The following is a 12,301-nucleotide window of genomic DNA, read 5'->3' as shown; positions in this document are numbered from 1 at the left end:
CTGCACATGTTCATGAAAAAAACCGTTCTGACCTCGGCGGCACTGCTGCTTTCGACGTCACTGATCAGCGGCGCGGCGTTCGCCCAGGCCGACGAGCGCGACCTGGAGGCCGAAGAGGCCAACCGCGAGCTGGTCGTCGAGTTCTACGAGCGCTTCTTCAACGACCACGAAACCGTCGAAGCGGCCGAGGTCGTGGCCGACGACTACATCCAGCACAACCCGGGGGTACCGGACGGCAAGGAGCCCCTTGTCACCTACTTCACCGGCTTTTTCGAAGAGAACCCGGACGCCCGCTCCGACATCAAGCGCAGCGCCGCCGATGGTGATCTGGTCTGGCTGCACGTGCACTCCACCAACGATGATGATGACCGCGGCGAAGCCGTGATCGACATCTTTCGCGTGGAAGATGGAATGATCAAAGAGCACTGGGACGTCATCCAGGCGGTGCCGGAAGAGGCGGCCAACGAAAACACCATGTTCTAAGCGAGCGCTAACGCACCGCTTTTCGATACAAGAACGTGAAGCCGGGCGACTGCCCGGCTTTTTGCTGCCTGAAGCACACCAATAGACGAAGGCTCGAACCGGGGCGCTTATCGCTCGGCGGGTTTTAGGTTAGAGTCGCCTAATAGATGCCCGGAGCCGCCCATGAGAGAACGACTCGACACGTTGCTCGCCCCGCTGATCCAAAACGCGCAGGTAGTAACGTCCCACGCCGACCCGGCCATGAAAGAGCCTTCGCTCGAGAGCAAGTTCGGCGGCGCACCTTACGCCGAGGCAGATACCGCGTGGCCCATGTGCCGCCTCTGCGAGCAGCCGCTCTCGTTCATTTTGCAGCTGTTCGATGCCTCGGCGAACGCCATGTTTGTCTTCTATTATTGCCATCATTGCCTGCCCGCCGGAGACGACCCGCGCGACCGGGGCCTCTGGCACGCGCAGTGGTTCAAGGCGCCCGAAAGTGCGAAACAGACCCACCTGGAGCGATCCTGCGTCGATGTTGATGCCACCACGCCCTGTCGGATAACCACGCAGACGGCGCGCGTGCTGCCGGACTGGGAAGGGCTCTATACTCACTCGCCGAAAGCCGAGACCCTTTGCGGCGAGCTCGACCCGCAAAGCCCTTGGGAGGCGCTGAACGATGCCACGACGCGGGCGGGCTGTCTCGATGAGCTAAAGAGCTGGCGCGGCGGCTATCCGCACTATTTACAGGGCGAACACGTGCCCGATTGCCCGCACTGCCAGGCGCCCATGACGTTCTTTGTGCAGATCGACTCCGAGGAGGAGGCGAACCTGGATTGGGGCGCGTGCGGACTCATCTACGTTTTTTACTGCGCGCAGCACCCGCAGACCTTCGAGTTTGTAAGGCAGAATACGTGAGCCGTCAGATCCTCACCATGAATCATCAGGAAACTCTATGGAAAACCGCTTGAATATCGAGCGCTTGAGCGCCGACAGCCCCTTCGTACCGGTCGTGGCGACCTGGACTTTCGAGACCTGGGGGTATCTGCACCCCGAGCAAACTCTCGAAAAACAGATCGCGTTCATTCGCTCCGAGTGTGGTGAGCAGGGCGTGCCGACGACGTTCGTGGCGCTCGAGAACGGCGTGGCGGTGGGCACGGCGTGCTTGATCGAAGACGATATGTCGACGCGACCCGAGCTGGGTCCCTGGCTTGCCTCGGTGTTCGTGCCGTTTGAAAAGCGCGGGCAGGGGATCGCCTCGCAGCTGGTCAAGCGTGTGGAGGAGGAAGCCCGGGCCACCGGTATCGAACGCTTTTATCTTTACACCCCGGACCAGCAGGCGCTCTATCGGCGGCTGGGTTGGCAAGATATCGAGCAAGTCGAGTATCGTGGCGAAGCGGTGACGATCATGGCGTGCCATTTCGTTGCAGAGAATAGCTAAGGATTAAGGAGGCGATATGATCAGCGGCCGCGCGTTGCACTATTTCGATACCGTGGCGCGATGCCGCTCGCTGCGCCAGGCGGCGGCCCGGCTCAATATCGCGCCGACGGCCATCAGCCGCCAGATCGACATGCTGGAGCAGGAACTGGGTGCGCCCCTTTTAGAGCGCGGCCCTGGCGGCATCCAGCTGACCGAGGCAGGTGAGCTGCTCGCCGCCCAGGCCCGGCATACCCTTCGCGATATGGAGCGCGTTCAGGAGCATATCGCCGACTTGCAGGGGCGGCGTACCGGGCGTGTTCGCCTGGTTGCCGCTGAAGGCGTGGTGGCCGGGCTATTGGCGCCCACCCTGGCCGACATGGGGCGGCGCTACCCGGGGCTACGTTTCGATATCGCCATTACCAGCGCCGGGCAGGTCGTCGAGCAGCTTCGTCTGGGTACCGCGGATATCGGGCTTTCGTTTTTCACGCCGCGCCACGACGATATCGTCGTTCTGGAAAGCACGCGGCTCGAGCATCACGCCGTCATGGCGGCGGATCACCCTTTGGCAAGCGCTCATGAAGTCTCGCTCCAGGCGTTGGCCGGGCACCGCATCATTTTGCCCGGCGAGACGTTCGGTGCCCGCCAGGCCTTCGAGCGCAGCGCCCATCGGGCGGGCATTCAGCTCTTGCCATCGTTCGATACCGCCTCGCTTGAAACCCAGAAAGCGCTGGCGCTGAACGGGGCGGGGGTGCTGATTTTGCCGCCCATGACGGTGGCCCGCGAGTGCCAGCGCGGTGAACTCGTCAGCGTACCGCTAGGGCCCAACGAGCTGGAGCCTGCCCGTATGGATCTATGCATCTATCGTCACCGCACGCAAAGCGTCGCGGTGGACACCTGCCTCGCCCTTCTAACCGACTCCCTCCAGGCTCTAAACGCCGCATTAGACCAATAGCGCACACAAAAAGTGGACACACGCTTATAAAAATTGAAATATTAGGTGCACTGGTGTGCGCCTGTGTGTCCAGGGCGCTGTTTGCCATCTCATGAATCATCAACGCTGACGCAATAGCGACATCAGGGGAACCGTTATGCGACGTTCGTTCGTCTTGCCCACCTCCCGTGCCGGGTGGGGGCTTTTGATCGCCTTTATCGTTTTGGTGCTGGCCGGTACCTGGCCTGTGATCGGTCTGGTCAACCGGGGGGTACTGGTAGGGGGGCTGCCGCTTTTGATCGTGTGGAGCTACGGGGTCATCTTCGCCTGCGTAGGTGTGATGCTTGCGGGCAACCGGATCGTCGAGAGGGATGGCCATGAATAGTTTTTGGCCGCTGGTCATTACGCTTGGGTACGTCGCCATCGCCATGACGATCGGCTTGAGGGCGCGCGCCGGCCACCGCATGGATACCCTCGAGCAGTGGGGCGTGGCCGGGCGCAGCATGGGGCCGGTCACGCTTTACTTACTGATTGCTGCGGGCAGCGTGAGCGCCTACACCTTCATGGGCGCGCCGGGCTGGGCTTATTCCAAGGGCGTGGCGGTGTTCTACGTGGCGATTTATCTCGCGTATCTGGCGCTGGTGGCCTGGTACTTCGGCCCCAAGGTATGGCAGTTCGGTGAGCAGTTTGGCCACGTGACCCAGGCAAGCGCCATTGCGGATCGCTACCAGAGCCCGGCGCTGGGCGCGTTGGCCGCGCTGGTCATGGCGGTAGGGTCTGTCGCCTACGCGGTGCTGCAGACCGTGGGCTCGGCCTACATTTTGTTCGTGATGAGCGGCGGCGCCATACCGGTTTGGTTGGGCGTGATCATCGTGCTTGCCTGCATCGCAGTGTATCTCTACGTCAGCGGCCAGCGTGCCATCGGCCGGACCAGCGCCTTTCAGGGCGCGCTCATGCTGGTGGTGGCTTGGGCGGTTGGGTTATGGGCGGTACACAGTGCGACCGGTGGTTTGAATTTTACCGATGTGTTCGAGCGTATTCAGGCGGATCACGGCGAGTTTCTCACGCTACCGGGTGCCGGCGGCGACATGAGCTTCAGTTTTTGGACCACGTCGATCATCGTCTCGATGTTCTCGTTCATGCCCCCGGTGTGGACCCAGTGGATGTGCGCAAGCTCGGCACGCACCATTCGCCGCAGCGCCACCTGGCTGCCGACCTACTACGTGGTGATCCTGCCCATGGTGGTGGTCGGCTTTATCGGTATCTACTCGCTGCCGGATCTGGCCCGGGCCGACACCGTGGTGCTGGAGTACGCCATGGCGCATCTGCCGGTGGTGCTGGTCGGGCTTCTGGGTGCGGGGACGCTGGCCGCCTCGATGTCCTCGAGCGAGCCGTTCATCCACTCGGTGGCGCTCTCGACCACCAAGGATGTGCTGCAGCCGCTGTTTAAACTTTCCGATGCATTCACCGCGAAGCTGGCCCGCTGGCTGCTGCTGCCGGTCATGGCCTTCATTATCGCCCCGTTGGCGATTGCCGAGCCGGGCAGCCTGGTAATGATTTTGCTCGTGGGACTGGGCTTTGCATCGCAAGTGCTGCCGGCGTTCATCGGCATGTTCTTCTGGCCGCGGGCTTCGAAGCTCGGCGTCATGGCGGGGATTCTGGCGGGGTTCGTCATCACGGTGGCGTTCACCACGGTGTGGTCGCATCCGCTGGGGATTCACGCCGGTTTCTGGGGCTTGATGCTCAACCTACCGGTGTTCGTGGCGGTCTCGCTTGTCACACCGGCGGTCGAGGCGAGCGTGGTCGAGCGGTTTTTCCGCATCGCCGCCCCCCGGGGCTTTCGGCAAGGCAGGTCACTGTCTTAATCCTTTAATGAAAAAAGGCGAGGATGGAGGGTCAGCATGTATCGACAACGTTCACCCAACAAGGCAGTGCCATGAGCCAACGGCTAGCCGGGCGCAATCGCCCTCAACAGGTCATCGGAGCGCTTTATGGCGCCAATGAAGCGCTTTCCAGCGCCCAGCGTCAGACCCAATTCGCCAAAATGGCGGCCTCGTCGGCGCGGTTTTTTGACGCCGCGGACGTCCTTTACTGGCAGGACGTGTGGAGCGACTGGCGCTTTACCCTATTCGGCGGCTGGCCGGCAACGCAAACCTGGCTGCACGGCGACGCTCAGCTTTGCCGCTTTGCTGCATCGGCCTACCCTGGCGAGCCTGTCCGGTTTGGACTACAGGGTGTGGACCACGCTCTGATCGGCGACTACCAGTTCGATCTTTGGCGCCTGGCCACCAGCCTGGTGCTGGAAGCGCGGGAAAACGCCGGGCTCTCCGCCAAGGCCGTCGACCAGGCCTTGAATGAGCTCGCCACGGGCTATCTTGAAGCCTTGAGCGCGCACCGCGAGGGTAAACCCCTCAAGGGGGGCGGGTTGAAAAGCGCCAAGGGCCCGCTCAAGGATTTTCTCGGCAAGGTGGCGGACAAGCAGCACCCCCAGCGCTCGCTGGAGAAATGGACCGAGCTTACGGATACCAAAGGGCGCCAGTTCGCTGCGCGGCCGGGCAAGCTTGCCAACCTGCCGGCGGACGTGGCCAGCAAGCTCAAGCGCATCATCGAAAACGAATACCAACAAACCCTGCAAGCCAGCGCCAAGGAGGGGGATGCGAACCACTTTCGGGTGAAGGATACCGCCCGGCGGCTAAACGCCTCGGGGCTCGAGCACTACTACGTGCTGCTGGAGGGCGGAGGCGATGGCCAGCACGACGATGTGCTGATCGAGGTCAGGGAGCAGCGCCCGCCCCAGGCGTATCACCTGCTGGGCAAGGCCGACCAGCAGGGCTGGCGAAAGCTCTTCCCCAACGAGGGGCTGCGCCACGCCGCCGCCTTTCACGCCCTGGCCGCTCACGACGATGCGTATTTGGGCTGGCTGACGCTGAACGACCGGGTGTTTGGTGTGCGCCGCATGCCCGGCTTTGCCAAACGCCTACCTGCCAAAAAGCTCAAGGGAGCCAAGGCGTATCGCAAGTTTGCGCGCCAATGGGGCGAAATTCTCGCCGCTTTGCACGTGCAGGGGGCCAAAGCGCTGGCGCGAGGGGAGGAAGGCTTCGCCGATGCGGTGTGTCAGCGTATCGAAGGGCGCGAGGCCGCGTTTATCGACAGCGTGTCGCGCTTTGCCAAAGGCTATGCCGACTGCGTCGAGCAGGATTACCGGCTATTTATCGAACACTTCATGACAAGCGCTAGCTGACCAGGACAGCCGGCATAAAGAAGCCGAGCATTGAGGCTCGGCTTTTCGATAAGGCGCTTTTAGTAGAACCTGCGCCCAGGCGCTTTACTGGCCGGCGGCGCCACCCACCACGCCGCTTTGAAACGCACTTTGGCGCTCGGCTCGGGTGAAATCGCTGTTTCGCAGGTGGCTTTTCACGGTGTCTTCCGGGGAGCCCGCCATTTCGCGGAACATGCCCATCGAGCCCAAAAGCGCCGAGGATTCGTAGGGCACGAACACGCGCTCGCCGTCCTTGGCCATGTTGGGCAGCACCTTGATGTAGCTCTGGCCCAGCAGATACCCCACCACGGTACGCTTGTCGTCTTCGCTTTCGCCGATGGCATTGAGCACCAGCTTGATCGACTCCTGCTCGCCCTGGGCGCGCAGAATCGCGGACTGCTTGTCGCCTTCGGCGTTGAGGATGGCGGACTCGCGCTGGCCCTGGGCCATGGCGATCGCCGCGGATTTCTCGCCCTCGGCCTCGGTCACCGTGGCCCGGCGCTTACGCTCGGCGGCCATTTGCAAGCGCATGGCGGTTTCGACCTCGTCGGGCATGGCGATATCCTGCACCTCGACCCGCGAGATCTTCACCCCCCACTTGGAGGCGGGTTCTTCCATCGCCGCCTGGATTTCGTTGTTCACCTCGGCGCGGGACTCGAACAGCTTGTCGAGCTCCATCTTGCCGACCACCGAGCGCAGCGTCGTCTTGGCGAGTACCTCGACGGCCTGGCTCATGTTCGCCACCTCGTACACCGCCCGCTTGGGGTCGATGATCTGGAAGTAGAGTGCGCCGTTGATGCGCACCGTGACGTTGTCGGTGGTCACCACGGGCTGACCCGGAAAATCCATGACCGTTTCGCGGCGGTCGATGCGCGTCTCGTCGGTGGTGATCGCCTGGTACTCTTCACCGAGCTTGCGATAGCGCAGCATAGTGATCGCGCGGGGCTGCTCGATGAACGGGATGATGATGTTGATCCCGCTTTCCAGTACGCGGTTGAACGAGCCAAGGCGCTCGACCACCATGACTTCGGACTGGCGAACGATCACCAGGCCTTTGGCGATGATCGTGATACCGATCACGACGATGATGAGGCTTATGATCAAGCCTGGGCTGATAGGTAGATCCATGGTCAGGGTTCCTCGTGGTTGGCGTTATCAGGGGGATAGGAAGGTTCGGGTGGGGGTGTAAGCACGACAAGGGCAGTGGTGCCTTCGAAGCGTTTGAAGATCACTGGAGACCCGGCGGGAAGTTCGGTTTCGCCGCTTTCGAGCACGCGCAGGCGGTAGAAGTCGCCGTTGACCTTGATGCCCGTGGCGTTATCGTAATCGCGCTTTAACGTGGTGTAGCGGTTGCCTTTTTCTACGCCGGTGCCGGTCGTGCCGTAAGCCACGCCCCGGGGTGAAAAGCGCGGGCGTATGACCATCACGCCCAGGGGCACCATCAGGCCGGCAAATACGCCCATGCTAACGAGCTGCCAGGGAAAGTTAAGGCCCAATAGGGTGACCATCGCCGTCAACGCGGCGGCCACGCCCAGCGCCAGCAGCAGCATCGCGCCGGAGGTAAGCTCGGCCAGGCTAAGCAGCAGGGCCAGCACCAGCCAGCCGTAGGCGGGGTTCCACTCCATAGACGTTCCTCCTTCGTTAAGGCGCCGTTTCAAACCGTCAGCCAATGGCGCTCGCGCGTAGGTAAAAATGCGCGTTAATGCTAGCTTACCGCAATAAAAGCCGCCGTGCGCCCTGTTTGGGTGCGCGCAATCACGAGGAGAGTCACGTGTCGGGAGTGGTGTATTGGCTTGATATGGCCGGGGTTATCGTCTTTGCGCTGTCCGGGGTCGTGCTGGCCTGTCGTTCGCGAATGGACCCGTTCGGTATGCTGGTGCTGGCGGCGGTGACCGGCATCGGCGGGGGCACGCTGCGCGATCTGGTTCTCGGCGTTCACCCGGTTTTCTGGGTGAGCGACCCGACCTATCTGTGGGTCATCCTGGCGACCGTCGGCGTATCGCTTTTGGGCTTTCACTACATGCATCGTCTTTCGCGGCGTTTTCTGCCCGTCGCGGACGCCTTCGGCTTGGCGCTTTTCGTGGTGATCGGCACGCACAAGGCACTTTTTTTAGGGTTTTCGGGCGTGGTGGCGGTGGTCATGGGGATCATGACCGGCGTGGCCGGGGGCATGCTGCGCGACCTGCTCGCCCAGCGCGTGCCGATGGTGCTGCGCGAGGAAATTTACGCCACCGCCGCTATGGCCGGCGCCATCGTCTATGCGGGGCTCTACACGCTGGCCGCGCCGCTTTCTATCACTATCGCCGCCTCGTTGGCGGTCACGTTGGGCCTTCGCCTGGCCGCCATTCGCTGGCACCTGGCGCTGCCGCAGTTTGCCTGGGTCAACGTGGCACCCAAAGCCGATGACAGCGGCGCGCCCCTGTCGACCTCGCAAAAGGCCCGGGAGCGAGTACGCATGATTCGCCGGGAGCGCCCTGAGCGCAAGCGCTGACCCACTGTCACGGGCGTGGGTAGCGGCTGGCCTGGCGCCAGCGGTCGAACCAGCGCCTGGGCTGCAAAAGGCGCAGGCTGGGTTCGCTTTCCACCAGCTCGACGCCCAGGCCAAGCGCGCCCAGGCGAACATAGAGGCCGCCGCTGACGCTTTTTTGCTCGAGGGTGATATCCGAAAGCAGCAGCAGCGGCCCGCCGCGCAGGGTGATCCCGTGAAGCGCGATACGCTCGCCGCTCATATCAAGCTGCGCCTCGCCTTCGATGCCGCGCACGTCGAGCAGCCGGCCCAACCAGTCGTTTTGTCGCGCGCGGGTCAAAAAGAGCCGCGCCAACAGGCCGGAGTCGCGCATGGAAAGGCGCAGCGAACTCTCCAAATGAATGGGCTCGCCCCAAGTGAGCGCGGCATCGGTCATCGCCAGGCGCACCCACCAGCCGGCGTCCTGGGCGCCTTGCTCGCTGAGCCGGAACACGTTTTCGAGTTTGACGTAGGAGTCGCTTGCGCGAAAACGCCGGCTTTGCCAGTCGCCTTCGCCGAGCGCCAGGTGAAGCTCGATGTCGCCGCGCAGGCGCTGCTCGAGAAGTGAAAGCTCGGTCCCGAAGGCGCGCAGCGTGATCTCGCCTTCGGCCTGGTAGCCGGTCAGGCGCCACTCGCTTTCAAGGCTTGCTTGGCCGCCCAGCAGCGCGAAACCGTCGGTATCCGGCAGGTAGTCGCTGTAGCGGGTGATGTCGGGCACCTCGACCACCGGCAGCGCAATGCGCGTCGTGAAGTGTTCCGGGGACGGTGACTGCCGGGCCTGGCGAAAATGTGCGGTTTGGGTGGTCAGCGCTAGATGGCGCCCGGCGAGTGCGGCGCGGTCGTCGCCTTCGCGCAGCAGCGTGAATTGGGGAATACCCAGCGTCAGCGAGGCGTCGTCGGCGCTGGTGATCTCGGCGGTCAGCTCGCCCCGGCCGGCGGCCACGTAGTCCAAAAAGTGCGCTTCTAAAGCGTTGGCATTGACGCGCAGCCGAGTGGGGGCGAGTAGCTCAGCACCACGAAACGCGCCGTCCAGAAAGAGCTCGCCGCGCCCGGCCAGCGCCAGGCCGTGGCCCTCGGGCAAAAAGGCGTTCAAAAAGCCGAGCTGCTGAACGCCGCCTTGCAGGTTGAACTGCCCCGCGGTAACGCCGCCCTGGCGCTGAAAAAGCCCCTGGCGAAGCAGCAGCGCGCTCTCCAGGCGCTCCCCCGGGGCGTCGGCGTTTTCCACCTGCCAGCGAAGCGAGGAGCCGCTCAAATCGAAGGTTTCACCGTCGAGCGAGGCGCTGGCGATCGTGAGCGCAAGCTCGGCGTCGCTTGTCAGCGTGCGCGGCTGGGTATCATCGGCCAGGCGGGTGACCCAGCGTTCGCCGGCAAGCGTTACTTCGCCGCTCAACAGGGCGTTGTCGATCAAGAGCGCACCCTGGCTGCGGGCTTGGCCGCTGACGAGGGCAAGCGCGCCGGGCTCTGGCAGCGCGGCGTCAAGGTAGGGGGTGAGCGCGGCAATGCTTGGCAGGCGTGCGTTTTGCCAGGCAAGGTTGGCGCTAACGTGCTCCAGCCCCACGTCGTCCAGCGGGCTTTCAAGGTCCAGCGCTATCTCGGCATCCGCCAGCAGGGTGCGCTCGTGATGGGACAGGGTGGCCTTATCGAGGGCGAGCCGCGCCTTTAGCGGCGCATTGGGTAGACGCTCGGCGGTAAGGACGCCGTCGCCTCGGGCCTGAAACGCCTGATAGGCGGCGCTTAGCGCCTGGGCCTCGATGCGGATCTCACCCCGGTAAAGCGCGGCGTCCTGCACCTCTGCGTAGGCGCGCAGCCGCCCCTGGCCGGTGAAGGCCAGCGGCGCCGGGGCGGCGGCGCTGGCGTAGCGGTCGAGAATGTCCAGCCGCGTAACGCGGCCGTCGAGTTCGAGTGTGGCGCCGTTGGGGGGCGCGAGCCGGTCGATGCGCCGATTGGGTATCGAGGTCGCCACGCTTAGCGCGGTATCGGTGGCATAAGGGGCGCTGTCGGCCAGCACGACGTCCTTGAGTGTGGCCAAAAAGTGAAGCTTGCTATCGTCCACCCCCAGGCGTACCTGGCCGTTTCCCGTGGCGCTTTGTATGGCGTCGCTTTGCGACTGGGCCACATCGAGCAGTGGCCCGGTATCCACGCTAAAGCGAAGCGCTGGCGCGCTCAGAACCAGCTCGCTTTGCTCGGTGAGCACGCCGTTATCAAGGCCAAGCGAGGCCTCGAGGGCGCCGCTGCCGGAAAGCCCAAGCCAGGGAAGCGCCTCGAGGTAGGGCATGAAGACATCCCAGGCATCGGCGCTGGCCGAGGCGTCCAGCCGCGCTGAAAGTGCCTCGAGCAGGGCGGGGGTGAGGGTTTGCGGCTTATCAAGGCGCGTGACGACGGGCGCCAACGTGGCCCGGGCATTCAGTTGGATGTCGCGGGCGAGTATTGCGCCATCGCTTGGGCGCAAAAGGCGGCCTTGCGTGACGGCTAGCATGAGCTCACGGGCTGCCAGCGTGTCGCCGCTTAGCTCGCTGTCTCGCAGGTGGAGCTCGCCTTCGGCTTCCAGGGCGATATCGCCTACCTGAAAGCGGCGTATGCCCTCGGCGTCCAGGGCGTGAATGTGCAGCGCACCGCGTAATAGCGCCAGCAAAGAGAGCGAAAGGGTAGCGCGTTCGGCCTCGAGGCTAACGGGAAGCGCTTGGTCCTGGCGGGTCAGGGTGAGGTTTTCGACCTCCCACTGGCCCGGGTGGGGGCTCGTTGCGCGCTGCCAATGAATGTCGACGCCGTCGAGGTTCGAGAGCTTACCGGCCATCCATTGGCTGTTGAGCACCAGGGTCGTGGCAAGCCACCAGGTAACAGAAAGTACGAAAGCGCTGATTAGGACTATAATCAGTGCCAGTAGCCATCGCGGGTAAGGAGCGGTTTTGCGGGACGATCGGCTTTTGATAATGGCTCCTTTCGGCGCATGTTTTATGGCATTATGCGCGACAAGGGACTGAGATGGGTTTTCGATTTCAACGCTAGGCAGGCAGCAAAGCCATGTTCAAGGATTTTTACACGCAGCGCGGGGACTATGTGGTGATCTCCGCCGAGCAGGCCAGCCGTTTCGCCAAAGGCGTCGCCGGCGATTACAACCCTATCCATAATCCGGATGCGCGGCGTTTCTGCGTGCCCGGTGACCTGCTATTCACACTCGTTTTAGCCAGGTTTGGATTATCGCGCCACATGGAATTTCGCTTCACCAACATGGTCGCGGCACAGACACCGCTGAAGTTTTGCGAAGCCGACGACGGCCAGATCCGCGTATGCGACGACACGGGCAAGTGCTACCTGCATGTTACCCGCCAGGGCGATGTCACCTTCGAGCCGGACGTGGTCGAAGGCTTCGCGCGCTGCTACGTGGCGTTTTCGGGAAAGAACTTCCCGCACTACTTGAAGCCGCTGATGGAAGAGCATGGCGTCATGTTCAATCCTAAACGCCCGCTGGTGATCTACGACAGCATGGGCTTCTCGCTGGCGCGTCTGGACGGTTTTACGCCCAACCTGGCGCTGACCGACTCGTCGCTTTGCGTTCAGGGCAAGCGCGCCGAAGCGCTATTGGAGTTTGCCATCGAGTCCCAGGGGGAGTCGGTCGGGGTCGGATCCAAAAAGCTCGTGGTCAGCGGGCTTTGTGACTACGACGACGACCAGATGTCGGCCATCGTCGACGAGTTCTACCGGCTGAAAGCGGCCTACGAGGCCGCCTGA

At 63.2% G+C, this 12,301-nt stretch carries 12 protein-coding genes; 9 read left to right on the top strand and 3 right to left on the bottom strand.

Annotation, left to right across the window (positions count from 1 at the left end):
• The first annotated feature begins 6 nt into the window (after positions 1-6).
• From ACWHVV_RS12825 to ACWHVV_RS12795, 7 genes are all read left to right on the top strand, one after another.
• On the top strand, positions 7-483 hold the full coding sequence (locus tag ACWHVV_RS12825; protein ID WP_447926589.1) for a nuclear transport factor 2 family protein: 477 nt from the start codon (positions 7-9) through the stop codon (positions 481-483).
• A gap of 162 nt (positions 484-645) precedes the next feature.
• The gene (locus tag ACWHVV_RS12820) at positions 646-1,374 is read left to right on the top strand and encodes a DUF1963 domain-containing protein (protein ID WP_447926588.1); all 729 of its coding nucleotides are present in this window, start codon (positions 646-648) and stop codon (positions 1,372-1,374) included.
• Positions 1,375-1,411: 37 nt separating this feature from the next.
• Entirely contained in the window at positions 1,412-1,897 is a 486-nt protein-coding gene (locus tag ACWHVV_RS12815) for a GNAT family N-acetyltransferase (RefSeq protein WP_447926587.1), read from the top strand.
• Positions 1,898-1,913: 16 nt separating this feature from the next.
• Positions 1,914-2,828 (top strand): LysR family transcriptional regulator, encoded by a 915-nt coding sequence (locus tag ACWHVV_RS12810; RefSeq protein ID WP_447926586.1) that lies wholly within the window; start codon positions 1,914-1,916, stop codon positions 2,826-2,828.
• Positions 2,829-2,964: 136 nt separating this feature from the next.
• Complete coding sequence (locus ACWHVV_RS12805; protein WP_447926585.1) at positions 2,965-3,192, top strand: hypothetical protein; 228 nt, start codon at positions 2,965-2,967, stop codon at positions 3,190-3,192.
• Positions 3,185-4,672: a sodium:solute symporter family protein gene (locus ACWHVV_RS12800; RefSeq protein ID WP_447926584.1), complete on the top strand. Its 1,488-nt coding sequence runs from the start codon at positions 3,185-3,187 to the stop codon at positions 4,670-4,672. Before ACWHVV_RS12805 ends, ACWHVV_RS12800 begins: the two co-directional genes overlap by 8 nt.
• Before the next feature lie 71 nt (positions 4,673-4,743).
• Positions 4,744-6,048 carry a DUF2252 family protein gene (locus ACWHVV_RS12795; protein WP_447926583.1) on the top strand — a complete coding sequence of 435 codons (1,305 nt, stop codon included), beginning with the start codon at positions 4,744-4,746 and terminating at the stop codon, positions 6,046-6,048.
• A gap of 84 nt (positions 6,049-6,132) precedes the next feature.
• Here the strand turns inward: ACWHVV_RS12795 and ACWHVV_RS12790 are convergent, their stop codons facing one another.
• Complete coding sequence (locus ACWHVV_RS12790; RefSeq protein ID WP_447926582.1) at positions 6,133-7,194, bottom strand: SPFH domain-containing protein; 1,062 nt, start codon at positions 7,192-7,194, stop codon at positions 6,133-6,135.
• A 2-nt stretch (positions 7,195-7,196) separates the two neighbouring features.
• Positions 7,197-7,691 (bottom strand): NfeD family protein, encoded by a 495-nt coding sequence (locus ACWHVV_RS12785; RefSeq protein WP_447926581.1) that lies wholly within the window; start codon positions 7,689-7,691, stop codon positions 7,197-7,199.
• Positions 7,692-7,837: 146 nt separating this feature from the next.
• On the opposite strand from ACWHVV_RS12785, the gene ACWHVV_RS12780 reads away from it, so the two are divergent.
• Positions 7,838-8,557 carry a trimeric intracellular cation channel family protein gene (locus ACWHVV_RS12780; protein WP_447926580.1) on the top strand — a complete coding sequence of 240 codons (720 nt, stop codon included), beginning with the start codon at positions 7,838-7,840 and terminating at the stop codon, positions 8,555-8,557.
• Positions 8,558-8,564: 7 nt separating this feature from the next.
• On the opposite strand, the gene ACWHVV_RS12775 is transcribed toward ACWHVV_RS12780, so the two are convergent.
• On the bottom strand, positions 8,565-11,384 hold the full coding sequence (locus ACWHVV_RS12775; protein ID WP_447926579.1) for a hypothetical protein: 2,820 nt from the start codon (positions 11,382-11,384) through the stop codon (positions 8,565-8,567).
• A gap of 209 nt (positions 11,385-11,593) precedes the next feature.
• Here ACWHVV_RS12775 and ACWHVV_RS12770 point away from each other — a divergent pair, with 209 nt between their 5' ends.
• On the top strand, positions 11,594-12,301 hold the full coding sequence (locus tag ACWHVV_RS12770) for a DUF3581 family protein (protein ID WP_447926578.1): 708 nt from the start codon (positions 11,594-11,596) through the stop codon (positions 12,299-12,301).

This window comes from Vreelandella sp. EE27, from assembly GCF_968206495.1.
Note: the sequence above shows the minus strand (reverse complement) of the source record. Positions and strands in the feature narration are given on the sequence as shown.